The organism is Thermococcus fumicolans, assembly GCF_055386755.1.
This window is the reverse complement of record NZ_AP042424.1, coordinates 683,887-705,007: the sequence shown is the minus strand read 5'-3', so window position 1 is coordinate 705,007 and position 21,121 is coordinate 683,887. Positions and strand designations below refer to the sequence as shown.

At 57.4% G+C, this 21,121-nt stretch carries 26 protein-coding genes and 1 tRNA gene; 17 read left to right on the top strand and 10 right to left on the bottom strand.

Going from position 1 to position 21,121, the window contains the following annotated elements:
• The first annotated feature begins 84 nt into the window (after nucleotides 1-84).
• Nucleotides 85-2,394, top strand: a complete 2,310-nt coding sequence (locus tag ACZ5AM_RS03980; protein WP_464915583.1) for a methyl-accepting chemotaxis protein — start codon at nucleotides 85-87, stop codon at nucleotides 2,392-2,394.
• A gap of 7 nt (nucleotides 2,395-2,401) precedes the next feature.
• Here the strand turns inward: ACZ5AM_RS03980 and ACZ5AM_RS03975 are convergent, their stop codons facing one another.
• The gene (locus tag ACZ5AM_RS03975; RefSeq protein WP_464915582.1) at nucleotides 2,402-3,868 is read right to left on the bottom strand and encodes a DUF2139 domain-containing protein; all 1,467 of its coding nucleotides are present in this window, start codon (nucleotides 3,866-3,868) and stop codon (nucleotides 2,402-2,404) included.
• Nucleotides 3,869-3,950: 82 nt separating this feature from the next.
• Here ACZ5AM_RS03975 and ACZ5AM_RS03970 point away from each other — a divergent pair, with 82 nt between their 5' ends.
• A complete protein-coding gene (locus tag ACZ5AM_RS03970; RefSeq protein WP_464915581.1) occupies nucleotides 3,951-4,298 on the top strand; it encodes a CidA/LrgA family protein in 348 nt (115 codons plus the stop codon).
• The gene (locus ACZ5AM_RS03965; RefSeq protein ID WP_464915580.1) at nucleotides 4,295-4,969 is read left to right on the top strand and encodes a CidB/LrgB family autolysis modulator; all 675 of its coding nucleotides are present in this window, start codon (nucleotides 4,295-4,297) and stop codon (nucleotides 4,967-4,969) included. Before ACZ5AM_RS03970 ends, ACZ5AM_RS03965 begins: the two co-directional genes overlap by 4 nt.
• Here ACZ5AM_RS03965 and enfR read toward each other — a convergent pair.
• On the bottom strand, nucleotides 4,931-5,374 hold the full coding sequence (gene enfR / locus ACZ5AM_RS03960) for a transcriptional factor EnfR (protein WP_464915953.1): 444 nt from the start codon (nucleotides 5,372-5,374) through the stop codon (nucleotides 4,931-4,933). The genes ACZ5AM_RS03965 and enfR overlap by 39 nt on opposite strands.
• A gap of 92 nt (nucleotides 5,375-5,466) precedes the next feature.
• Between enfR and ACZ5AM_RS03955 the strand changes: the two genes are divergently transcribed.
• Nucleotides 5,467-5,543 (top strand) — tRNA-Thr (locus ACZ5AM_RS03955).
• Between the two features lie 334 nt (nucleotides 5,544-5,877).
• Nucleotides 5,878-7,137 (top strand): glutamate dehydrogenase, encoded by a 1,260-nt coding sequence (gene gdhA, locus ACZ5AM_RS03950; RefSeq protein WP_464915579.1) that lies wholly within the window; start codon nucleotides 5,878-5,880, stop codon nucleotides 7,135-7,137.
• A 105-nt stretch (nucleotides 7,138-7,242) separates the two neighbouring features.
• Here gdhA and ACZ5AM_RS03945 read toward each other — a convergent pair whose 3' ends face one another.
• The 5 genes from ACZ5AM_RS03945 to ACZ5AM_RS03925 are packed head-to-tail and all read right to left on the bottom strand — an operon-like array spanning nucleotide 7,243 to nucleotide 12,639.
• Nucleotides 7,243-8,421 carry a hypothetical protein gene (locus tag ACZ5AM_RS03945; RefSeq protein WP_464915578.1) on the bottom strand — a complete coding sequence of 393 codons (1,179 nt, stop codon included), beginning with the start codon at nucleotides 8,419-8,421 and terminating at the stop codon, nucleotides 7,243-7,245.
• A 60-nt stretch (nucleotides 8,422-8,481) separates the two neighbouring features.
• The gene (locus tag ACZ5AM_RS03940; RefSeq protein ID WP_464915577.1) at nucleotides 8,482-9,684 is read right to left on the bottom strand and encodes an NAD(P)/FAD-dependent oxidoreductase; all 1,203 of its coding nucleotides are present in this window, start codon (nucleotides 9,682-9,684) and stop codon (nucleotides 8,482-8,484) included.
• A 1-nt stretch (nucleotide 9,685) separates the two neighbouring features.
• Nucleotides 9,686-10,135 carry a 4Fe-4S dicluster domain-containing protein gene (locus ACZ5AM_RS03935; protein ID WP_464915576.1) on the bottom strand — a complete coding sequence of 150 codons (450 nt, stop codon included), beginning with the start codon at nucleotides 10,133-10,135 and terminating at the stop codon, nucleotides 9,686-9,688.
• Nucleotides 10,132-10,686 (bottom strand): 4Fe-4S dicluster domain-containing protein, encoded by a 555-nt coding sequence (locus tag ACZ5AM_RS03930; RefSeq protein WP_464915575.1) that lies wholly within the window; start codon nucleotides 10,684-10,686, stop codon nucleotides 10,132-10,134. Before ACZ5AM_RS03930 ends, ACZ5AM_RS03935 begins: the two co-directional genes overlap by 4 nt.
• Nucleotides 10,687-12,639: an aldehyde ferredoxin oxidoreductase family protein gene (locus tag ACZ5AM_RS03925; RefSeq protein ID WP_464915574.1), complete on the bottom strand. Its 1,953-nt coding sequence runs from the start codon at nucleotides 12,637-12,639 to the stop codon at nucleotides 10,687-10,689.
• A gap of 128 nt (nucleotides 12,640-12,767) precedes the next feature.
• Between ACZ5AM_RS03925 and fni the strand changes: the two genes are divergently transcribed.
• From fni to ACZ5AM_RS03910, 3 genes are all read left to right on the top strand, one after another.
• The gene (gene fni, locus ACZ5AM_RS03920; protein WP_464915952.1) at nucleotides 12,768-13,892 is read left to right on the top strand and encodes a type 2 isopentenyl-diphosphate Delta-isomerase; all 1,125 of its coding nucleotides are present in this window, start codon (nucleotides 12,768-12,770) and stop codon (nucleotides 13,890-13,892) included.
• A 109-nt stretch (nucleotides 13,893-14,001) separates the two neighbouring features.
• On the top strand, nucleotides 14,002-14,736 hold the full coding sequence (locus tag ACZ5AM_RS03915; RefSeq protein ID WP_464915573.1) for a sulfite exporter TauE/SafE family protein: 735 nt from the start codon (nucleotides 14,002-14,004) through the stop codon (nucleotides 14,734-14,736).
• Between the two features lie 77 nt (nucleotides 14,737-14,813).
• Nucleotides 14,814-15,278 carry a 6-pyruvoyl trahydropterin synthase family protein gene (locus ACZ5AM_RS03910; RefSeq protein ID WP_464915572.1) on the top strand — a complete coding sequence of 155 codons (465 nt, stop codon included), beginning with the start codon at nucleotides 14,814-14,816 and terminating at the stop codon, nucleotides 15,276-15,278.
• Here the strand turns inward: ACZ5AM_RS03910 and ACZ5AM_RS03905 are convergent.
• Complete coding sequence (locus ACZ5AM_RS03905) at nucleotides 15,275-15,847, bottom strand: hypothetical protein (RefSeq protein WP_464915571.1); 573 nt, start codon at nucleotides 15,845-15,847, stop codon at nucleotides 15,275-15,277. The two genes, ACZ5AM_RS03910 and ACZ5AM_RS03905, sit on opposite strands and share 4 nt — an antisense overlap.
• A 55-nt stretch (nucleotides 15,848-15,902) precedes the next feature.
• Between ACZ5AM_RS03905 and ACZ5AM_RS03900 the strand changes: the two genes are divergently transcribed.
• Genes ACZ5AM_RS03900 through ACZ5AM_RS03860 form a run of 9 tightly spaced genes read left to right on the top strand, consistent with a single transcriptional unit; the run spans nucleotide 15,903 to nucleotide 20,146 of the window.
• Nucleotides 15,903-16,322, top strand: a complete 420-nt coding sequence (locus ACZ5AM_RS03900) for a PPC domain-containing DNA-binding protein (protein WP_464915951.1) — start codon at nucleotides 15,903-15,905, stop codon at nucleotides 16,320-16,322.
• A 44-nt stretch (nucleotides 16,323-16,366) separates the two neighbouring features.
• Entirely contained in the window at nucleotides 16,367-16,972 is a 606-nt protein-coding gene (locus ACZ5AM_RS03895; protein ID WP_464915570.1) for a Na+/H+ antiporter subunit E, read from the top strand.
• Nucleotides 16,948-17,220, top strand: a complete 273-nt coding sequence (locus ACZ5AM_RS03890) for a monovalent cation/H+ antiporter complex subunit F (RefSeq protein ID WP_464915569.1) — start codon at nucleotides 16,948-16,950, stop codon at nucleotides 17,218-17,220. The genes ACZ5AM_RS03895 and ACZ5AM_RS03890 overlap by 25 nt, the downstream gene beginning before the upstream one ends.
• Nucleotides 17,217-17,531 (top strand): monovalent cation/H(+) antiporter subunit G, encoded by a 315-nt coding sequence (mnhG, locus tag ACZ5AM_RS03885; RefSeq protein ID WP_464915568.1) that lies wholly within the window; start codon nucleotides 17,217-17,219, stop codon nucleotides 17,529-17,531. Before ACZ5AM_RS03890 ends, mnhG begins: the two co-directional genes overlap by 4 nt.
• Nucleotides 17,512-17,742 carry a hydrogenase subunit MbhD domain-containing protein gene (locus ACZ5AM_RS03880; protein ID WP_464915567.1) on the top strand — a complete coding sequence of 77 codons (231 nt, stop codon included), beginning with the start codon at nucleotides 17,512-17,514 and terminating at the stop codon, nucleotides 17,740-17,742. Before mnhG ends, ACZ5AM_RS03880 begins: the two co-directional genes overlap by 20 nt.
• Complete coding sequence (locus ACZ5AM_RS03875; protein ID WP_464915566.1) at nucleotides 17,739-17,984, top strand: hypothetical protein; 246 nt, start codon at nucleotides 17,739-17,741, stop codon at nucleotides 17,982-17,984. Before ACZ5AM_RS03880 ends, ACZ5AM_RS03875 begins: the two co-directional genes overlap by 4 nt.
• On the top strand, nucleotides 17,981-18,388 hold the full coding sequence (locus ACZ5AM_RS03870; protein WP_464915565.1) for a Na(+)/H(+) antiporter subunit B: 408 nt from the start codon (nucleotides 17,981-17,983) through the stop codon (nucleotides 18,386-18,388). The genes ACZ5AM_RS03875 and ACZ5AM_RS03870 overlap by 4 nt, the downstream gene beginning before the upstream one ends.
• Complete coding sequence (locus ACZ5AM_RS03865) at nucleotides 18,381-18,671, top strand: cation:proton antiporter subunit C (protein ID WP_464915564.1); 291 nt, start codon at nucleotides 18,381-18,383, stop codon at nucleotides 18,669-18,671. Before ACZ5AM_RS03870 ends, ACZ5AM_RS03865 begins: the two co-directional genes overlap by 8 nt.
• Nucleotides 18,668-20,146, top strand: coding sequence for a proton-conducting transporter transmembrane domain-containing protein (locus ACZ5AM_RS03860; RefSeq protein WP_464915563.1), 1,479 nt, complete (start codon nucleotides 18,668-18,670; stop codon nucleotides 20,144-20,146). The genes ACZ5AM_RS03865 and ACZ5AM_RS03860 overlap by 4 nt, the downstream gene beginning before the upstream one ends.
• On the opposite strand, the gene ACZ5AM_RS03855 is transcribed toward ACZ5AM_RS03860, so the two are convergent.
• Nucleotides 20,123-20,530, bottom strand: coding sequence for an ACT domain-containing protein (locus tag ACZ5AM_RS03855; protein WP_464915562.1), 408 nt, complete (start codon nucleotides 20,528-20,530; stop codon nucleotides 20,123-20,125). The two genes, ACZ5AM_RS03860 and ACZ5AM_RS03855, sit on opposite strands and share 24 nt — an antisense overlap.
• Complete coding sequence (locus tag ACZ5AM_RS03850; RefSeq protein WP_464915561.1) at nucleotides 20,527-21,084, bottom strand: DUF998 domain-containing protein; 558 nt, start codon at nucleotides 21,082-21,084, stop codon at nucleotides 20,527-20,529. Before ACZ5AM_RS03850 ends, ACZ5AM_RS03855 begins: the two co-directional genes overlap by 4 nt.
• Nucleotides 21,085-21,121: the final 37 nt, after the last annotated feature.

Here is a 21,121-nt window from a genome sequence, read left to right as displayed (position 1 = left end):
GTAATTACCTACATATGCCCCTACACAAAACCGATTTAACTTTTTAGAGCGAATTCTCGACTTAGAGGACAGGGGGTGAGTGGGTTGAAGTTCAAGAAGAAGGTTATTTTGACCATGAGTGCGGCGGTCCTAGTGACCCTGCTTCTAGGCGCGATCATAGTGGGTTACTCGACCCTGAAGATGAGGAACAACATCCACTCCACACTGAAAACAGAGCTCGAACAAAACCTCCCCCAGAGCGTCTCCAAAAACATTCAACAACCAATAACCGAAGAAGCGGGGACGATAGCCATAGGAGCAGCACAACTAGGAGCCAAGCTCTTCGACGACTACTTCGACAAAATGAGGATGATGGGCAAAGTGGCGATCCAAGCAGTACAGGTAGCTTACAGCCAGTACAACGAGAACGACCCGGCCTTCAAAACCTACCTACTCAACCACTTCAAAGCCGTCAAAGACCTTGACCCCAACGTCGCCTACGTTTACTTCGGCAGCAAGAACGGCGGTATGTACATGTGGCCGGACGAGCCACTGCCAGAGGGCTACGACCCGAGGGTAAGGCCCTGGTACAAAGAAGCAACTGCGAAAAACGGTCCCGTCTGGACTGAACCATACAGGGACGCCTCAACCGGAAAATGGATAGTCACCTACTCGGAACCCGTCTACGTGAACGGGAACTTCGTCGGAGTCATCGGCGTTGACGTCTTCGTATCAACGCTAATCGAGCAGGCTAAGGAGATCAAGATCGGCCAAAGCGGGTACATTGCAATACTCAACAAGGACGGCACGATAATAGTCCACCCTGACGAAAGCCTGGTCCAAAAACTCAACATCCACGACGATCCAAACCTGGCGAGCCTGGCCGGAGAACTGGACAAGAACAAGGACAGCGGCTGGGTGAGGTACCAGTTCAAAGGCGTGGACAAGATAGCCGGTTACAAGAGGATGAAGACGACCGGCTGGATAGTTCTCGCGACCGTTCCAATAAACGAGCTGACGGACCCACTCACGGAAGCCGTGAGTAGCGCACTGAAAGAAGGTACCAGAAAAACCGAAGACCGCATAGCCAACGTCGTCGACACCGGTATGAAGGAATCCATGATGGGCTCCATTCTGGCTGCAATCGTCGGCCTGATAATCCTCGGCTTCGCCTACAGGACAGTAAACAACGCCCTCAAACCACTCGAACAGTTGCGCGGCGTGGCCCAAGCCCTAGCAGATGGCAGACTCAGCGAGGTCAGGAAGAGAATACGCGAGATAAACTACCTCGAAGACGACGAGATTGGAGCGCTCATCAAAGCCTTCGAGGCGGTCGGAAAAGACCTCGTTGGAGCGTTGGACACCATAGCAAACAAGCTCGAGCGCCTTGCCGAGGGCGACTTGAGCAACGGTCTAACAGTCGAAGCCAAAGGCGAGCTCAAGGAGGTCCTTGAGGATCTAAGGGACACGACGCACAGGCTCAAGAACCTCATAGGAGAGATAGTGAACGTGACGAACGAGCTGGACAAGAGGGCTAACATGCTTGCTCAGGTTGCTAGTGATGTTACTGAGGCTATTAATCAGGTGAATGAGGCGGTCCAGCAGGTTAGTATTGAGGCGCAAAGACAGCAGGAGAACATCAACGAGATTACCGAGGGAGTCAGGCTTGTCGCGGATGTCAGCGAGGAGAGCGTTAGAGCAATGGAGGAGTTCGAGGGGGCAATCCAGGAAGTGGTGAACATTGCCTCGGAAGGCAAGGAGAAGGGCGAGGTTTCAGCCCAGCAGATTGAGAGTATTCAGGCGATGATGAGTGAGATTGAACAGGCTGTCAACAAGGTTAACGAGATGAGCAGGAGTATTGAGGAGATTACGAATGTCATCACGGGCATTGCCGAGCAGACGAACTTGCTTGCCTTGAACGCGGCTATTGAAGCGGCCAGGGCTGGAGAAGCCGGAAGAGGATTCGCTGTGGTTGCTCAGGAGATCAGGAATCTGGCCGAGGAGAGTAAGAAGGCTGCTGACAACATTAAGGACATTATTGGCAGGATGACTGAGGAGATCAGGGATGCTGTTAATGCCACGCAGAGGGGTGTTAGTGTTGTCAGCGAGAGTTCTGAGACTCTCAGGGAGACTACGGAGTATTTGACGAATATTGCCGAGTTGATTAGTGAGACTGGGAGTAGGCTTGGGAGCGTGAAGGAGCAGATTATTCGGACGCAGGAGGAGGTTGATAAGGCGTTGAAGGCTTTGGAGAACTTGGCTGCTTCGGCTGAAGAAACCACTGCCTCGGCCGAGGAAGTTAGCTCGGCCGTTGAAGAGCAGACTGCTGCGATAGAAGAACTCAACAGGGCCGCCGAGGATCTGAGGAACATCGTCCAGAACCTCAGGAACATCATAAGCAAATTCAAACTGTGAGGTGGAGCTAGAGCAGCTCCACCCTGACCTTTCCCCTCTTTTCAGGTCTCTCCAGCTCGAAGCTCACGATCCCGCTGAAAGAGCTCAAGTCCAGGACGTTTTTGCCGGCCCTGAGTTCGAAGGTCTCAGCCGTCGCTTCTCCCGCTGGAAGCGAGAGGTCGTACTCGTAGACGGTCAGCCTGTTGTCCCCGCTGAGGTAGAGCGTAAGCCTCGGCTCGCGGTAGCCGTCGAGGGGAAAGCCGCCGAAGGTTCCCGCGCCGAGCTCCTTCGCCATGCTCGGGAGTGCGAGCGATAGGGAGAAACTGACCGCCGGAGGCCTCTCCTGGATGATCTTCTCGTCGAGAACCACCAAGTCCCTGTTCCCTGTGTCGAAGGGCGTCGCCTCGGTCGCGCCGGTGTTCGGGGCGCTGTTTGTCGCGATGAGGAGCTTTCCGTCCATCTTCTCGATACTGGTTACCCTGGCCCCAAAAGTCCCAACTATCTTGACCATCTGGGGAGCGATGTAAACGAGAACGCTCGGACCTACTATCGTGTTCGTGCCTGCCCAGCCGATTCCGGAATCTTTTGAATCCGGCCTGTAAACCGCGTCGTGGTGGGCGTTGAAGGCCGTAAGAATACCGCCTCCAACGTTGATCGCGTTCACCCTGAAGGGCGCGTAGAAGGTGTAGAAGTCGAAGAGGCGGTAGAAGTGAAACTCTTCGCCCATGAGGGGGTTCCCGGCAATCACGCCGCCGCGGACGAAGGCGAAGGCACGGTTGTAGGCTGAACTCATGGCTCCGAGCTCGGGCCGTATGTAGGGCCTTCCGTCGACGCTCTCACCCGGCTTGAAGGTCTCCCACCTTCCGCTTATGAGGTCTAAGGATCTAAACTCCCTCAACCCTTCCGTGAAGTTGTTCCCGATTCCGAAGAAGGCCGTGTCGTGCACGAGGGTTCCCTTCGGGGCCGGTTCGTGGATTAAGGCTTCGGCCTTCCCGGTTCTCCTGTCGAGGGAGTAAACGCCGAGGTTCGCGTGGCCGTCCTCCCTCGCGAGTAAAAGGCGGTCGCCGTAGGGGTCGTAGAGTATATCGCTCACCTCGCCGGTCCAGTCGGTCTCGTGGTGGATGGAGTCCTTCCAGAGAAGCTTTACCGAGCCTTCCTCAGTGTCGTAGACGTGCACGTGGGAGTACTTGTTGTTGAAGAGTATCCTCCTGCCTTCCCTGTAAACGGCTGGGGCATGAACCCAGCCGCCGAAGTAGATGAACTCGTCCACGGTTTCAACCGCGTTGTACGTGTCGCCGCCGCTCGTAGGGGCCTCGCCGAGGAGCGTGAAGTCGTAGGTCTTTTCCTCCCCGGATTTCACGTCGATGAAATAGGCCTGTGCCTCGAAGGCGAGGGTGAAGTATAGCGTCCCGTTGTGGTACCTCAGTCCAAAGATTCCGCCGCTGCCCCACTCCGGGCCGTACCTACCGGGAAAGCGGTAGTTCCTGAGGAACATCATATATCACCGCTGGTGTTACGCGTTTATGCTTTATTGCCCTTTCGGGAGACTTTTATACCTGAAGGACATAACCCCAAACATGAAGCCCTACCGCGGACTGGCGATAATCTTCGGCTTCTACGCGCTGGGGGAGCTGACAAGCTCGGCTTTAAATCTCTCCATCCCCGGAAGCGTGCTGGGGATGCTCTACCTCCTCGCTGCTCTGCTCGGCGGCGCGGTGAAGCTTGACTGGGTGGAGAACGAGGCCGAGCTCTTTGTGAGGAACATGAGCGTCATGTTCGTGCCGCCGGGAGTAGGGATAGTCACCTACATCGGCCTGCTGAAGAGTCAAGCCGTGCCTGTCTTCGGCGCTCTGGTAATCAGCTTCCTGATAACCCTTCTCGTCACCGCGAAGACGGTTGAACTCCTCAGGGGTGGGGAGGGATGAACCCCTACGGGATAGCGTTGACCTTAGTGGTCTTCTACTCCTTCTCAGAACTTCACAGGAGGAAGAGGGCGTTCTACACGAATCCCGTCCTGCTCTCGATAATCGCGATAGCCGGCTTTTTGTGGGCAAGTGGCTATTCCTACGAGTCCTACATGGAGAGCGCGGTTATACTCAAGTTCCTCCTCGGGCCTGCCGTTGTCAGCCTCGCGGTTCCAGTCTACAAGGGCAGGAGGGTGATAGCGGCCTACTGGAGGGAGATAACGGCCGGAATAGCTATCGGCGGGACTTTAGCCATTCTGAGCGCGTTCTACACAGCGAAGCTCCTCGGCGGGACCGAGGAAGTCCTCCTCAGCATAGCCCCGAAGAGCGTCACAACGGCGATAGCTATAGGGGTAAGCGAGAAGATAGGCGGGATTCCAGCATTAACGGCGGTTCTGGTGATCCTGACCGGAATACTGGGCAACGCGGTCGGAGTTGAAATCCTGGACGCGGCAAGGGTTAGGGACAGAATAGCCAGGGGGCTCGCGATGGGCGTTACTTCTCACGGCCTCGGCACTGCGAGGATAATCCTCGACGACGAGTTAGCGGGAGCGGTGAGCGGTTTAGCTATGGCCCTGAACGGGGTCTTCACATCACTCCTCCTTCCCTACCTCATCGAAGTCCTCAAGTAGGCACTCGCTTATCCTGAGCCTGTCCTTGGCGTCGAGGAAGAGAGTGAAATCCCTCCTCGCGAGTCTGTCCTCCACCGGGGCGTGCTCGACGAGAAAGGCTATTATCTCGGCAGTACTGTACGGAACCTTTATCCCGAGCTCGTCGGCCTTCTTGAAGAGCCTCTCTGGAACCGTGAAGATGTCCTCCCCGGCTTTAACGTCGAGGCTTATCTTCGAGTTTATCTGCTCCCAGATCAGGAGGGTGTTCCTGGCCTTCTCGACCTTTTCAAGGGCCCTCTTCTCCAGAATGCTGATGTTGGCCCTGCTCGTCCCCAAAAGCTCGGCGATCTCACTCTGCCTCATGCCCCTGGCCCTCAAGCGGAGGATTTTAATCTGCTGATCAGTGAGGAAGCTCTTCGACCCCATTTTAAACACCAGAGTTTAACAGGTAGGCAAACATTAAAACATTTTCGGAAGGGCGAAAGGTTTATATTTTTCATCCGTCTCCTTAGAAGCGTGCCCCGGTAGCCTAGCCTGGCGGGGCGGCGGACTTGTAATCCGCCGGTCGCGGGTTCAAATCCCGCCCGGGGCTCCAGCCAAAACCCTTTTTAATACACCCCACTAATCGGCATGTCCGATGATTGGAAGGAGAGTGAGCTGACGGGTGATGACCGACTTCTCGCTGAGGACGCCATCTTTTCCCATTTAATTACCTCAATGTCCTCCTATGGGCCCCAATGTATAAAAAATTCTCGATGCACATCGCTTCTTTTGGCCAAATATTTGACGAGAATAGCCCTTTTCCCAGAAAGTTTCAGTAGTTAACTTTTTGTTTTAAACAGGCCGTTCTCCTGCCCGTTCATCGAAAGGTTTATATATGCAAAGGCCGTACCGGGTATCGCAGATTACCGAAACCCGAGGTGGGAAAAATGGTCGAGATTGACCCCTTTGAGATGGCTGTTCAGCAGCTTGAGAGGGCTGCCCAGTACATGGACATAAGCGAAGAGGCCCTCGAGTGGCTCAAGAGGCCCATGAGGATCGTTGAGGTTAGCGTCCCGATAGAGATGGACGACGGTTCTGTTAAGGTTTTCACCGGTTTCCGCGTTCAGCACAACTGGGCCAGGGGCCCGACCAAGGGTGGCATAAGGTGGCACCCGGCCGAGACCCTCAGCACCGTTAAGGCCCTCGCCACCTGGATGACCTGGAAGGTCGCCGTTGTTGACCTCCCCTACGGTGGAGGTAAAGGTGGTATCATCGTCAACCCGAAGGAGCTCTCCGAGAGGGAGCAGGAGAGGCTCGCCCGCGCCTACATCAGGGCCATCTACGACGTCATCGGCCCATGGACCGACATCCCGGCTCCTGATGTCTACACCAACCCGAAGATCATGGGCTGGATGATGGACGAGTACGAGACCATCATGAGGCGCAAGGGCCCGGCCTTCGGCGTCATCACCGGAAAGCCGCTCAGCATCGGCGGTTCACTCGGTAGGGGCACCGCCACCGCCCAGGGTGCCATCTTCACCATCAGGGAGGCCGCCAAGGCCCTCGGCATCGACCTCAAGGGCAAGACCATCGCCGTCCAGGGTTACGGTAACGCCGGCTACTACACCGCCAAGCTCGCCAAGGAGCAGCTCGGCATGAAGGTCGTCGCCGTCAGCGACAGTCGCGGCGGCATCTACAACCCCGACGGCCTCGACCCGGATGAGGTCCTCAAGTGGAAGAGGGAGAACGGCTCAGTTAAGGACTTCCCAGGCGCCCAGAACATCACCAACGAGGAGCTCCTCGAGCTCGAGGTCGAGGTTCTTGCCCCGGCAGCAATCGAGGAGGTCATCACCGAGAAGAACGCCGACAAGGTCAAGGCCAAGATCGTCGCCGAGGTTGCCAACGGTCCGGTCACCCCGGAGGCCGACGACATCCTCCGCGAGAAGGGCATCCTCCAGATTCCGGACTTCCTCTGTAACGCCGGTGGTGTCACCGTCAGCTACTTCGAGTGGGTCCAGAACGTCAACGGCTACTACTGGACCGAGGAGGAGGTCCGCGAGAAGCTCGACAAGAAGATGACCAAGGCCTTCTGGGACGTCTACAACACCGCCAAGGAGAAGAACATCCACATGCGCGACGGTGCCTACGTCGTCGCGGTCAGCAAGGTCTACCAGGCCATGAAGGACCGCGGATGGGTGAAGAAGTGATCTCTTCCCCTTTTCTATTCGTTTCTGAGCCAGACACCAATCTCTTCTCAAAAAACTCACTAGCAACCGTTAAAAATGGAAGGGGCGAGTTAATTCAAGGAAAACTCACACCTTCGCCCAGTACTCCTTCTCTTCCACCATTGCCCTTACCATCTCGTCCTCGTCCTTGAACATCGTCCTCCTTGAGGGGTTCTGCATGCCGTAGAACTCCATGAACGGGCTCGGGCGCCTCTTGAAGGGGTAGTAGAGGTATATCGCCGCCAGCGTTCTGTAGGCCTCTGCCATCTCGCTGATGACTCCCGCTGAAACCCCTTCAGCGTAGTGGTAGACCGCTATCGCCTTGCTCACATCAACGAGGTTAAAATCGCGCTCGACGAGCTGGCGCCTCAGTATGTCAGTGGCCTGCTCTATGTCCTCCCTGTCGAGCTCTTCCTCCTCTTCGCCGTCCAGGAGGTGCTTTATTCTGATGCGCTTTATCGAGGGGTCCGCGTTCACCTGGGCGTCGTATTCCGCGACCACCCACCAGTCGTCCAGAGCCCCGGGGTCGAGGACCGTGAAGTGCTCGCTGAGCTTGTTGTAGAAGCCCCTGACGCGGTGGTAGTACTCCTCCTCGTGGCCGGTCATCGGATAGCTGAGGTAGACGAGCGGTTTCTCATTTTCGTGGAACAGGAGGTCGAGGAAGACGCCGTGCGGGTGCCTTATGCCGAATTGCAGAACGTAGCGAACCTCTAGTCCTTCCTTCTTGAGCTCGTGGACGAGGGTCTTCACGTGGTTTATAGCATCCTCGCGCCACATCACGAGGGTGGTGAGCTTTATGTTCTCCGGGTTCTCGCCGAAGCGCTCGAACCATTCCGGGTCGTTGATTATCCTCCTCCTGACGGACAGGACGTCGTCGAGGACTATTATGACGCGGTCAGGTTTCAGGAGCTTGAGGTTGCTCGCCGTGAAGCCTATAACGCTCCCGCTCCCCCAGCGGAAGAGGCTCGGCGTTGAGACGAGGTGGTAGGCCTTGTCGCTCCCGTCTATCTCCCTCCGGATCCTCTCGAAGGCCTCGTCACGTATCTCGTTCATCAAATCCTGGTGGTTTATTGCGAAGTCGAGGACGTTCTTCCTCGTTATTTTAACGCCCCTCTCCTTGCCGACTTCCCTTATGTAGTCAAAAACGTGGTAGTAGGCGTAGCTCTCGTTCTCCACGAGCTTGAACGCCTCGGTTATGTACTCGTCCCTGCCGTTGAGCGGCGGGCCGGTGAGCAGGACTACCTCCTTCCCGTTCTCCCCGGGCATGGTTCCACCCCATGTGTTTAATGAGCCGGAGTTAATAAGCTTGCCTCCACGCCCCCATCTTCAATCGGGTGCACTCTTCAGACCCCTTATCGTGATGTACGCGTTCGCGGAGTTCACGCTGTGGAAGTGCCCGAATTGAACCCTCTCCCAGCCGATCAAGCTTCCATCGGGACCGAATACCCGCGCCTCCCTCCAGTTCTCCCCTTCCTCAACCTCTATCCTACCAAGAACACCCAGTCCCTCCGCCTCCGAACCGCTCAGCCCTACCCCGTAGACCTCCACCGGGCCAACGCTCTCGTAAACCGTCGGGATAACTCCCCTATCGGCAACGGGCTTCCCGGCTATTGCCCTCGCAACCAGCCGGGCGTAGTGTGCAGCCACGAAGCCGAGGGGCCTGTAAACGAACTCTCCGGTAACGAAGTCCCTGCTCATGGCGCAGTCCCCGAGGGCGTAAACTCCGGGGAATCGGGTTCTTCCAGATTCATCGAGTTCGATTGGCTTTCCGTCTTCCCTCAGGAGGTTCGAGTTTGGCCTGACACCTGTGGCCATTACCATGGCATTAGCCTCAAACTCCTCCCCGCCCCTCAACCTAACGCCCTCAACCCTTCCGTTGCCCTTCACTTCCTCCACTAGGGAGGAAGTTAGAACTTCAATTCCCCTCTCCCTGAGGCGCTCCTCCACGAATTCAGCCAAGTGCTCTTCTAGGAGGTTGGGGAGAACCCTCTCCCTTGCCTCCACTACGGTAACGCCGTGCCCGAGCTTCCTCAAGGCAACAGCCCCGGTGAGTCCAACTAGACCGGCCCCAATGACGACCGTTTTGCTCCCCCTTGGGAGCGACCTCAGGAACTCGATGTCGTTGCTCCCGTGAAAGGTGATCACGCCCTTCGGATCAACCCCCGGAATCGGCGGAACGAAGGGCCTTCCCCCCGTTGCAATCACGAGGTTGTCGTATTTAATCTCCAAAATTTGTCCGTCGGTTCTCACTCCCACGGTTTTCTCCTCAGGGTCTAACGAGACCGCCTCGGTTCCAGCTAAAACCTCAACACCCATAGTTTGGAGCCGCTTGGACAGCCCGAGGGTAATCCTCCCGAAGGGGGCATTCGAGGCTAAGAACTCCGCCAGTCTGTGCCTCGAATAGGCAGGCCATTCCTTGGCGATTATGGTTATCCCTTCCGCAGGAAAGCCCTCTCTGATGAGGTTCATGGCGGTGTAAACTCCCCCGATGCCGCCGCCGATGATAACCGTCCTCTCCACTGCCGGCATCTCAAACAAGCCCCCTCATTGAGAGGAGTCCCCTGATCGACTTCCTTTCCCTCGCGAGGCTCTTCTCAACCGTCTTCCCGTAGACGAGCGCCCCTTCTCTGCACGCTTCGACGCACTTCGGCTCTCCTCCACAGAGGTCGCACTTCACCATCTCACCGGTTGGACCTAGGGAGACGGCCCCGAAGGGACAGACGGCTGCACAGGCCTTGCAGGAGGTGCACATCTCCCCTGAAAGAAATACAGTCCCGTCCTCCTTGACCCAGAGCGCCCCGAAGCTGCAGGCGTCAACGCAGGGAGCGGGATTGCAGTGCCTGCAGACCACGATGTCCCAGCCGTCCGGGGTTTTCGGTATCCTTAGTGCCGGCTCCTCCATCGGACACGCTTCCACGCAGTCGCCACAGCCGGTGCACCTCTCGGGGAGGACGTGAAGGAGATACTCCCTTTCGCTCACAGCTCAAGCCCCTCGTTCCTCTTCCATATCTCCCTCAGGAAGTTCTCGGCTTCTTCTGCTTCCTTCCGCATGTAGGGCGACTCTGCCCCGCCGTATATTCCGTAGGCCACTCCAGCGGCCTTGGCCCTCTTAAGCTTCCTTGACACCTTTTCCTCCGGCCCATAGATTATCGCGTCATGGGGGCAGACCTCGACGCACTCCGGCTTTCCACCGCAGAGGTCGCACTTTATCGGCTCCGCCTCGAAGTCGAAGCTTATCGCCCCGAATGGACAGGCGTAGGCGCACTCCCGACAACCGATGCACCGGGAGTAGTCTATGACGTAGGCCCCGTTCTTATCTCTCCTTATCGCGTCTACCGGGCAGACCCTTTCGCATGCTGCATCGTTGCACTGGAGGCAGTAGACCTGGACTGATGTTTGTACTTCGGGCTTCGTCAGTATCGTTATCCTCGATAGGAGGGGGTTGAAGGTTCCGCCGTGTTTGTAAGAACACGCTAACTCGCAGAGGTGGCAGCCCGTGCAGTTCTCGTAGATAACGCCGAGAACGAACATTCACTCACCCCCCGGATAGCTCTCAAGGGGCCAGAGGGGTGGCCCGCCCCACTCCGGAAAGTCCTTTTCCTCTATAGCGTCCGCCACCTTGCCAATCCCGAGCCTTTCAAGGGTCTCGCGCTTCGGGTAAGCAGTCTCGACGTCGCAGCCCCTCCGCTCAAGGTACTCGTCCACCATCTCCCAGTGCCTCCTCTCCTGTTTCCTGAACTTCTCGGTCTTGGCCAGCTCCGGCGGGAACTTGACGTCGTAGTGCTTCTTTTTGATGCCCTGCCTAACGTTTATGGCCATCTCGGTGAGGTATATCCTGTCGGTAGCGTCAACCACGTCTTTTTCTGTGAACTCTATCCCCGTGAAGGCTTCCAGCAGCATCGCCGTCCCCTTGAACACCGGGTACTTCCAGACGAGCGGCACGGCCTGGAACCACATGTTTATCGAGCCCTTGCACCGTCCAAGGGAATCCGCTAAGGTGCACGCCCTCTCCGCCTCTATCAACGCGCCGACGGGGTCTTTCCGATAATCCGGAAGGCCGGCCTCAAGCATTCTCTTCACTGCCTCCGGGTCCATATTGACGTCGTTCTCCCAGTAGGCCCAGGAGCGCCCCCTGAGGTGGTCAGCTCCCCTCGTCGAGGTCGCGTGGGCGAGGGTGAAGATGCCGTTCATGAAGTCCACCTCGTACCAGCCCCTGCTCAGCCCCTTGACGTCGTAGGAGTAGGCGAGCGCTTCCTCACCAATCAGCTTTGCGAAGTTGCGGTAGCCTTCAGCGAGCTTGTTCCCAAAGCCCCTCCTGTAGGCCGTCATCTCGACGAGCTCTATCTGCCCCTCTGCGTCGCCCCACTCAAGGGAGATGCCTTTCAGCTCCTCATCGCTTATCAGGCCCTTCTCGTGGAGGAGCCTCGCCATGGCTATCGTGTCGCCGAGCGTTATGACGTCCATTCCGTACTCGTCCGCCAAGTGCTCCATCTGGAGTATCGCTTCCGTGTCGGTTATCCCGTTGTTCGAGCCGAGGGCGTAGATTGACTCGAACTCGCTCGACGTGCCGTATTGCTCGCTCTTGGGCAGGTAGTAAACGTCCTTGCAGGAAATAGGGCAGGAGTAGCACTGCGTCCTCCCAACTTCGAACTCCGCGAAGTCCCTCGGCCTGAGGCCCTCCGGGAGGTCGTCCGGCCCGAGATGGCTTTGGAAGTACTTCCAACCCGGATACCAGCTCATCATCCCGTAGTGCGTCCCGATGACCGAGTAGATCTTCCTCACGAACTCGCTCCTCTTGAAGTACTCTAGATCCTCCTTGGAGAGCTCGTAGAAGGTCTCCGGGTCCGCGGGCTCTACCCCCTTCGTTCCCCGTATCGCTATCGCCTTGAGGTTCTTCGAGCCCCAGACGGCTCCGCTTCCCCTCGCGCCTGCGTGGTACTTATCAACCATCGTCGTTGCAAAGCGGACGAGGTGCTCCCCGGCCGGCCCTATCCCGGCAACGCTGACGTCATAGCCATGCTCGTCCCTTAAAGCATCAACCAGCTCCCCAGTTTTCGTTCCCCAGAGCTCGGACGCGTCCCTTATCTCGACCTCCTCGTCCTCAATCCAGACGTACTTCGGCTTGTCCGCCCTTCCGAGAATTACTATCCCGTCGTAGCCCGCGTATCTCATCATTGCCGAGAACTCGCCGCCAGCGTTACCGTCCCCAAGGATTCCGGAGAGGGGCGAGACTGTGCTTATGTGGAGCCTGCTCGTCATTGGAAGGGCCGTTCCAGCTAAAGCTCCGTTGCCGAGGGCTATGACGTTCTCAACGCTCAGTGGGTCTATCGGGCCGTCGAGCATCTCGAAGATAATCTTCGAGTTGAAGCCCCTGCCGCCGAGGTAGAGCTTGACATCCTCCGGCTCCACGGGCCGCTTAACGGCTTTCTCCCGGCTCAGGTCTATGAAAAGAACCTGGCTTTCTCCGCTAGCGGATGTTGACATTTTACACATCTCCCACCCACAACATTGCAATAAAGCAACTTTGAACCTTTACCGTATAAATGTTTGCAAAGGAAAGAAACACCCAAAACCTCTTAACTTTCTCCGCCCTTCCTCATCCGGTGGTGCGGATGCAGGCCTTTGACAAGGAAGAACTCACGGTCATCAGGAAGTTTGAGCACATTGAGCACTGCCTCAAGAGGAACGTGCAAGCACATGTCAGCAACGGTTTTGAGGATGTTCACTTCGTTCACATGAGCCTGCCGGAGATTGATAAGGACGAGATTGACATGAGCGTCGAGTTCCTGGGGAGGCGCTTTGATTACCCGATCTTCATAGCCGGTATGACCGGCGGAACCAAGGGTTCCCAGCTCGCGGGGAAGATAAACAGGACCCTCGCCCAGGCGGCGCAGGAGCTGAACATCCCGATGGGCGTCGGAAGCCAGAGGGCGATGATAAGGAAGCCCGAAACGTGGGAGAGCTACTACGTTAGAGATGTGGCCCCGGACGTTTTCCTCGTCGGCAATTTGGGCGCTCCTCAGTTCGCCGAGACGATGCCGGAGCGCTACGGATTGGAGGAGGCCCTCAAAGCGGTGGAGACCGTCCAGGCAGACGCTCTGGCGATACACCTCAACCCCCTTCAGGAGAGCGTCCAGCCCGAGGGGGACACGCAGTACAGGGGCGTCCTGAAGGCTCTCGCCGAGCTTAAGTCCGAGTTCCCCTACCCGATCATAGCGAAGGAGACCGGTGCCGGCGTCTCCATGGAGGTCGCGATAAGGCTTGAGAGCATAGGGATTGATGCGATAGACGTCGGCGGCCTCGGTGGTACGAGCTGGAGCGCCGTCGAGTATTACCGCGCGAAGGACGAAATGGGAAGAAACTTAGCTTTGCGCTTCTGGGACTGGGGGATCAAGACGGCCATAAGCGTCGCCGAGGTGCGCTACTCGACGGAGCTGCCAATAATCGCTACCGGTGGAATGCGCGACGGAATAACGATGGCGAAGGCTTTAGCGATGGGTGCGACCTTTGCCGGGGTGGCACTCCCGCTTCTCAAGCCCGCAGTCAAGGGCGACGTCGAGGGCGTCATTAAGGTTCTCAGGCGCTACGTCGAGGAGATCAGGAACGCCATGTTCCTAGTTGGGGCGCGGAACGTCGAGGAGCTGAGAAGGGTTCCGCTCGTGATTACTGGCTTCACGAGGGAGTGGCTGGAGCAGAGGATCGATCTGCCGGCTTACCTGAAAAACAGGGAATTCTGAGCCCCCTCTGATCTCCATTTTCTCCGGGGAAGGGCAAACGTTTGAGCAAAAATTCTTTTAAACCTCGAGACGCCTTTAGGGCAGGCTAACAAAATGGGAGGTACCTAAAATGGACTACGTCACAGTGGCGGTTATAGCATTCATCCTCAGCATCGTTTTCTCAATCGGGGGAGTGGGGAGCGCGATAGCCATAGTCCCGACCATGACGTGGCTGGGGATCCCGCTGATGGTGGCCAAGCCGACGGGCCTCTTCATCAACACCCTGTCTATGCTCTCGGCGACCCTCAAAAACCTGAAGCACGGAAAGCTCGACTACCGCTTTGGACTGCCCATATTAATCATGGCGACAGCCTTTGCCCCCATAGGGGTGTACACGGGCAGGTTCGTTCCAAAGAGCTGGGTAGTTGGGGTTTTCATAGCCTTCCTCGTCTACTCGGGTACGATGATGATATTCTTCAAGCCCAGGCGGAGGGGGAGCGGCGCAAACCACGTGGTGGAGGGGTCGTTGATAGGTGGCTTGGCCGGCTTTCTGGGCGGCCTTCTCGGAGTCGGCGGCGGGGGGATAATAAGTCCCACGCTCATAATGCTCGGGCACGAGCCCAAGAAGGTGGCCGCCACAACCACTCTAGTCGTGTTCTTCTCGTCCCTGAGCGGGTTCTTCACCTACTGGGGAATGGGAACCCTCGACTGGAAGTTACTCGGCGTGGTCTCGCTCTCTGCAATAGCCGGCGGCTGGATTGGGACTCATTTAATGCACTTCAAGATGAGCTCCGAGCAGGTGAAGAAGCTGATAGGAGTTATCCTCTACCTGATAGCCATCAAGATGGTGCTGAGGCTAATATAAACGGCTCTCGTGTTTTAAAGGAACCATCGAAAGCGTTAAGTACGCCCGAACCCAGTTCAATAAAAGTGGTGAGGGACATGGGGGAGTTCAGGATCGCGGAGAGAAAGATAGGCTGGCACAAGGACTTCGACAGCTCACACTTTCTAGCTCTGCCATACGAGAGCAAGTGCCTCCGCATACACGGGCACACCTACAACGTCGACGTCGAGATATGGGGCGAGCTCAACGAAAACGGCATGATATTCGACTTCAACCATCTTAGCAGGCTCATAAAGCTCCTCGACCACCGGATTCTGGTTAGCGAGGACTGGGTGGCGGAGAGGAGGGAAAGGAAGCTCGTCATAGAGAAGAACGGCAAGCGCATAGAACTCCCCGAGGAGGAGGCGGTCGTCCTCGACAAGCCCAACGTCACGGCGGAGTACATAGCGGAGTGGTTCGCCGAGAGGATAGCGGAGAAGGCAGGGAAAAACGTGGGGAAGATAAGGGTCAAGGTGTGGGAGGACCCGAGGAGCTACGCAGAGGTTACCTTGGAGAGAGCCTAACAGCCCTCAACCTCTTTTTTGAAGGCCGAACCAACGCTCCCGCACTTCTCGCGGAGGGAGTCCAGCCCTTTCTCCGCGGTCTCGGCGAGCCGTTCGAAGTACTCCCCGGCAAAGCTTTCGCTGGCCTCTTTCGCAAGCCTGTAGGTAACTGTAAGGTAGGACAGCGCGGTCTCGCAGTCCTCCCGCTCCCCGATTTTTGCCGCCATGTCCACCAGGTAGCCCACGAAGTTGTGAAGGAGCAGCTTCCACTCCCGCTCGAAGCCGTTCTCGTTGAGCCAGCCTTTGAGCGTGATGAAGGTTTTAACCGCGGGTTTCACGACGGAGTATTCCCCATAGCGGCGATAGCGGATGAGGAGGTACTGGAAGAGCGAGATCAGGAAGTTTCCGACGACCGAAACCTCAAACCCGCTCCCCTTCACGAAGTCCTCAAACTCCCTCAGCCCCCTTTTACCGTTCTCTGCGAAGGCCTTGACTACGGAGAGGTACTGGCTGGAGTACTGCGAGAAATCCACGTCGCTGAGCTCCTCCATCTCCGGAAGAACGCTCATCACGGCCGTTTTGACGTCCATTCTCTCACCCAAAGGGTTAAATCCGATCCGGCTTATTAGGGTTTGGGTGGTTCGCGTGAGGTTCTCGAGTGGAAGGAGCTTCCTCTTCCGCGTCCCGGAGGGGGAGGAGCTTTTGGGTTACATAAACGAGTTCGCCCGGGAGAACAACGTTACCGTGGGCACGGTAAGCGCCATCGGAAGCCTGAAGAACCCCAAGATAGGCTACTTCGACGAGAAAGAGGGGAAGTACCGCGTCATCGAGCTGGAGGGGACGTACGAGCTCGTTTCCCTGACCGGAAACATAAGCCTGAAGGAGGGAAAACCCTTCGCCCACATACACGTCGCCCTCGGCGATTCCGACGGGGCCCTCTTCGGCGGCCATCTGATCGAGGGGACGGTCTTCGTTGCCGAAGTTTTCATCCAGGAGCTCATCGGCGGGCCGCTCGAGAGAAAGGAGCAGGAAAACGGCCTCAGCCTGTGGGACGCTGGTGATTAGCCCCTATCAAAACCCTTTTTAGGTTCCGGGGGGTAAAATACCACATGAGCCGCGTCCACTTCTACCTGAAGAGCCGCCTGGAGGACGTCCGAAGGAGGCTTCTCTACGAGAGCTACGAGGCGAGGAAGTTACCGGCGTGGGAGAGAGTTGCCATAACGTGGATCGCCATCTTCGCGTTCTGGCTCGTCGTGAGCGGCAAGTTCTCACCGCCCCACCTCGTGACCGGGCTGGCAGTGACCTTCATAATCGCCCTCATCACGAGGGACTTCCTGACGGACGACATAAGGCAAACTGGACATCTTATCTCAAAGGCCGCCTACATATTCCTCTTCCTGGTTCCCCAGTACCTCTTCATAATGGCCTTTCGCCTCCTCGAGAGCAACCTCAGGGTCGTCAAGAACGTCATCTTCATGGACATAAACCCCGGTATAGTCAAGGTGAAGGCGGAGCTGCACTCGAACACAGGTCTAACGGTTCTGGCGAACTCGATAACCCTAACTCCAGGAACGCTGACGCTCGACGTTGATAAGAAGCTCGGGGAGGCCTACCTCTACGTCCACTGGATCGAGGTCGAGACCCTCGACCAGGAGAAGGCGGGAGTCAAGATAAAGGGGGAGCTGGAGGAATGGTTGAAGAAAATTTTCTGGTGACGCTGTCGTATGCTATAGCCTTCCTGCTCTTCACGGCCACCCTGGTCAGTTACAGAATCCTCTTCGGCCCGACGATAGCGGACAGGGCGGTTGCGCTCAACACGGCCACGACAAAGGCCGTCGTGATAATAGCCATGCTCTCGCTCCTCTACGATGCTCCATACTTACTCGACGTGAGCATAGTCCTCCTCATGGTGAACGCCGTCGGGGGGCTCATAATAGCGAAGTACATGGAGGTGAAGGCGTGATAGAGTGGGCCTTCCTGCTCTTTGGGCTGTTCATAATGCTCTTCGGCGCCCTCGGCCTGCTCCGCTTTCCCGACGTCTACACGAGGCTCCACGCCACGGCCAAGTGCGACACCGGGGGAGCGATAAGCATACTAACCGCCCTCGCGCTCGCCTCGGACTTTCCCTTAACCGGCAAGCTCAAGTTCTTCGTCATAGCCTTCATGATAGCCATGATAAACCCGATGGTGAGCCACGCCATAGCGAGGGCAGCCTACAGGAGCGGTATAAAACCGAAAGCGGTGGTGGACATGTATGCCTGGGACAACCCATGAGCTCCTCCTCGTTGCGATAGTTCTCCTAGCTGTCTCGGTGGTCGAGGCGAAGGAACTAACCTCGGCCGTCCTTCGCTACGCCCTGCTGAGCTTGGCCTTTATTATAGCGCTCATCCAGCTTAAAGCGCCGGACGTTGCCCTCTCAGCCGTCGTAGTCGGGGCGATAGTGACGGGCCTCTTCCTCTACACGATCAAGGAGGTGGGGGAGTGAAGCGCCTGATCGGGGCACTCCTGAGCGGTGCCCTTCTGCTGGAGCTCCTCGCAATGGACTACGCGAGGGTCTCTGACGGGAGCTACGCCTACTACGTCTCCCACTGGCGCGACGTGGGTATTCCAAACTTGGTAACCGCTATTTTGGCCGACTGGAGGGCATACGACAGTCTCGGCGAGGCCACGCTCCTCTTCGCTGCTGTTACGGGCTTCTACCTCCTGCTGGGAGGGAGGAAAAGGTGAAGATGAGCCTCGTGGTTAGAACCAGCACGAAGCTCGTAAGTCCGTTCCTCGTGACTTACGGTGCCTACCTCACGATCTACGGCTACGAGAGCCCGGGGGGAGGCTTCCAGGCCGGGGTTATCTTCGCGGTCAGCGTTATACTCCTAATGACGGCCTACGGCTACAGGAGGACGAGAAAGCACTTCCGCCTCAGGACGGTCCAGCTCGTTGAGGCATCCTCGGCGCTCTTCCTTGTGGCCCTGGCTCTGGCGGGACTGGCCTTCGGGGGCTTCTTCATCAACTTCCTCCGCCCCTACCTTCCAGGAGGGACCGTTACGGCCTTCAACGTGGGGGTAGCCCTCAAGGTGGGAACTTCCTTTGTGCTCGTCTTCTACGCGCTGTCGAGGTGGGTTGACCGTGATTAACGCAGAAATTGTTGGAATAGTCGTCATGCTCGTGGGCCTCTACGGGCTAATATCGAAGGACGAGCCTATAAAGCAGGTCATATCAATCAACGTGCTCTCGCTCGGCCTGATCCTGTTCTTCATCGGAGCCGGCTACTTTGAGGGAGGTAGCTTTCCGGTTATGCCATCGAAGCCCGTTGACCCTCTTCCAGCCACGCTGATGCTAACAACCCTGGTAGTTGACGTCGCCATAACTGCCTTAGCCCTTGCCTTCATACTGCGCATGGGGAGGGATGGGCGTTGATAGTCCTGCTCGTTGCCATACCGCTCCTCTTCGCCTTCCTAACGGCTTTAACCGTGCCCCTGAGGCTTGAGAAATGGTCCAGGCGCACTTTCCTCGCCGGCGCTCTCCTTCCATGGCTTGCCTACCTCCTCTCCCACCGCGGAAGTGAGGTCGTCGGTGGGTGGGATAGGATAGGAGGGATAGAGGTAGCCTTAGACCCCTACAACTCCCTCCTCATCCTGGGCGAGCTAATACTCTTCTCTGCGGTTGCACTCTACTCCCTCGACTACTTCAGTGAGCCCAAGGCCCTCACGCTAATGCTCCTCCTCCACGCGGGCCTGCTGGGTGCCTTCATCTCCCGCGACCTCTTCAACCTCTACATATTCACGGAGATAGCATCGGTTTCTTCCTTCGCCCTCGTGGGCTTCGCGGGGGGAAGGGCCCTAAAAGCCGCCTACAAGTACCTCATGCTCTCCCTGCTGGCTTCTTACTTCTTCGTGTTCTCGATCGGGATAATCTACCTCAAGACGGGCTACCTCAACCTGACCCTGATAGCCGAGAGGGCATCTCTCTCGCGAGAACTCCACGCCGCGGTTGCCATCGCCTTCGCCTCGCTCCTCCTCAAGGCAGGCCTCTTTCCGCTCCACACGTGGCTCCCGGACGCGCACTCAAACGCGCCCTCACCGGTCAGTGCCCTGCTTTCAGGTGTGGTGGTTAAGGCACCCGCCTACGGGATGCTCCTCCTCTCGCTCTATCTCCCGGTCCCAGAGGCCCTCAAAACGGCCCTGCTGGCCGTTGCGTTCTCATCCATGCTCTTCGGCGTTGGAATGGCGCTCCTACAGAAGGACATCAAACGCCTCCTGGCCTACCACACGGTCAGCCAGATGGGGTACGTTCTCCTCGGCATCGCCACGGGGAATCTCATGGGTTCGGTCTACTACGCCTTCGGCCACACGCTCTTCAAGGGCGGCCTCTTCCTCTCGGCCGGTGCGATGGTTGACCGGGAGGGGACCCGTAACCTGGAGAGGCTCTCCTACAAAGGCGATGCACTCCTCATGCTTTCCACGATCATGCTTAGCCTTGCCATAGGTGGCGTGTGGCCCTTCGTAGGCTCAGTCGGAAAGGCTTCTCTGCTAAGGGGGCTGACCGCTGGGAAGGGACTGTTCTACATAGCCAGCCTTGGAACCCTCGCCTCGTTCACGAAGCTAAACTACTACCTCCTACACGGCGAAGGCGATAGCTACTCTCACCGCTCGCTCCCGGCCTTCCTGATGGCCCTAGCGTCCCTGATTGCCGGACTCTATCTCGGGGCGGTCCCGAAGATTACAGATGCATTCATGCTGGCCGGAGGCGTTGCGCTCTTCGCGATATTCAAAACTGCTGGCCTGCTAATGGTAAAGCTTGAAAAAGAGGATATAAAGCCGGAAGAGATCAACGCCGGCGCGGCGATCTTCGCCATGCTTTTGCTCGCCCTAATCTACCTCGCGCATCTTTAGCTCCCTCACCTCCTCCAGGCCGAGGAGGGCCCTTTCTAACTCCTCCAGGGAAACACTGCTCCCGCTGACGTCAACTATGGCCACTATCGCGGCCAACCCCAGCTCTCCGAGTTCTTCGCTCTCGTTGAAGAGGATGTTCACGCCGTACCTGCCGAAGAGCCCGCTCACCTTTGCCAGAACCCCCGGTCTATCCTCCACGACGAGTTCGACCTCGACTAACCTCTTCCCGGGAAGTGCGACCCTCTCCAGGTGGGCCTCCTTGAGGTCGGTGTCCACCTCGACCAGGAAGTACGCCCCTTTAACGAGCCCGAGCTCGTAGGCTATGTCCCTGGGAAGCTCAAGCCTTCCGTCTTCCTTCACCCTCAGAAGTTCGTAGTGCCTCAAGACTCAACCCTCCACAGCGCCGCGTAGTGCCAGCAGACGATGGCGAAAACCCCAACGAACTCGGCCACCGCAACCCCTCTAAAGTGCCCCTTGGCCCAGAGGGCGAGGGCCCAAGCAACGGCGAACAGGAGAAAGGTAGCCGCTCCAAACGCACGTTGTCCCTCTAAGTAAAGGCCGATCCCGGCTATCAGCATTCCAAGGCTGGTGGTTGTGAAAAAGGCCCAGCTGACGTAGTAATGGGGCGAGGTCCCCTCGGGGAAGGCCCCGACTGCTGCCAGGAAAACCAGACCAACGGCAAATATAATTACCCCAGCCTTCTCCACTGGGTTCCTGCTCTTCCCGGCCCTCCAGGTCGCGTAATAGATGCCGAGGAGAGCCGCCAGGATAAGGGAAGCGTTCATCACCCAGTTGTACCTCAGGCCGATCCTGCCCATGTCGCTTATCGCGTTCTCTGTGAGCCTCCACCAGTCGCGGTTTATAAAGATGGCCGCGAGTACCCCGCCGAGACCCACGACCGGTGCCAGGAGGCCAGCGAGGAAGTGGGAGTCCCGCATCCCCAGCCACCCTATTAAACACTCCGGGCTCTCTCCC

What these genes read in the sequence shown, in the direction of transcription:
- ACZ5AM_RS03890 (WP_464915569.1), top strand. Translation starts at nt 16,948, where the DNA reads ATGGTTGAAGAAAATTTTCTGGTGACGCTGTCGTATGCTATAGCCTTC.
- ACZ5AM_RS03945 (WP_464915578.1), bottom strand. Translation starts at nt 8,421, where the DNA reads ATGCCCGGGGAGAACGGGAAGGAGGTAGTCCTGCTCACCGGCCCGCCG.
- ACZ5AM_RS03940 (WP_464915577.1), bottom strand. Translation starts at nt 9,684, where the DNA reads ATGCCGGCAGTGGAGAGGACGGTTATCATCGGCGGCGGCATCGGGGGA.
- ACZ5AM_RS03880 (WP_464915567.1), top strand. Translation starts at nt 17,512, where the DNA reads ATGCCTGGGACAACCCATGAGCTCCTCCTCGTTGCGATAGTTCTCCTA.
- ACZ5AM_RS03895 (WP_464915570.1), top strand. Translation starts at nt 16,367, where the DNA reads ATGAGCCGCGTCCACTTCTACCTGAAGAGCCGCCTGGAGGACGTCCGA.
- ACZ5AM_RS03975 (WP_464915582.1), bottom strand. Translation starts at nt 3,868, where the DNA reads ATGTTCCTCAGGAACTACCGCTTTCCCGGTAGGTACGGCCCGGAGTGG.
- fni (WP_464915952.1), top strand. Translation starts at nt 12,768, where the DNA reads ATGCAGGCCTTTGACAAGGAAGAACTCACGGTCATCAGGAAGTTTGAG.
- enfR (WP_464915953.1), bottom strand. Translation starts at nt 5,374, where the DNA reads ATGGGGTCGAAGAGCTTCCTCACTGATCAGCAGATTAAAATCCTCCGC.
- ACZ5AM_RS03965 (WP_464915580.1), top strand. Translation starts at nt 4,295, where the DNA reads ATGAACCCCTACGGGATAGCGTTGACCTTAGTGGTCTTCTACTCCTTC.
- ACZ5AM_RS03905 (WP_464915571.1), bottom strand. Translation starts at nt 15,847, where the DNA reads ATGGACGTCAAAACGGCCGTGATGAGCGTTCTTCCGGAGATGGAGGAG.
- gdhA (WP_464915579.1), top strand. Translation starts at nt 5,878, where the DNA reads ATGGTCGAGATTGACCCCTTTGAGATGGCTGTTCAGCAGCTTGAGAGG.
- ACZ5AM_RS03850 (WP_464915561.1), bottom strand. Translation starts at nt 21,084, where the DNA reads ATGCGGGACTCCCACTTCCTCGCTGGCCTCCTGGCACCGGTCGTGGGT.
- ACZ5AM_RS03915 (WP_464915573.1), top strand. Translation starts at nt 14,002, where the DNA reads ATGGACTACGTCACAGTGGCGGTTATAGCATTCATCCTCAGCATCGTT.
- ACZ5AM_RS03910 (WP_464915572.1), top strand. Translation starts at nt 14,814, where the DNA reads ATGGGGGAGTTCAGGATCGCGGAGAGAAAGATAGGCTGGCACAAGGAC.
- ACZ5AM_RS03925 (WP_464915574.1), bottom strand. Translation starts at nt 12,639, where the DNA reads ATGTCAACATCCGCTAGCGGAGAAAGCCAGGTTCTTTTCATAGACCTG.
- ACZ5AM_RS03970 (WP_464915581.1), top strand. Translation starts at nt 3,951, where the DNA reads ATGAAGCCCTACCGCGGACTGGCGATAATCTTCGGCTTCTACGCGCTG.
- ACZ5AM_RS03930 (WP_464915575.1), bottom strand. Translation starts at nt 10,686, where the DNA reads ATGTTCGTTCTCGGCGTTATCTACGAGAACTGCACGGGCTGCCACCTC.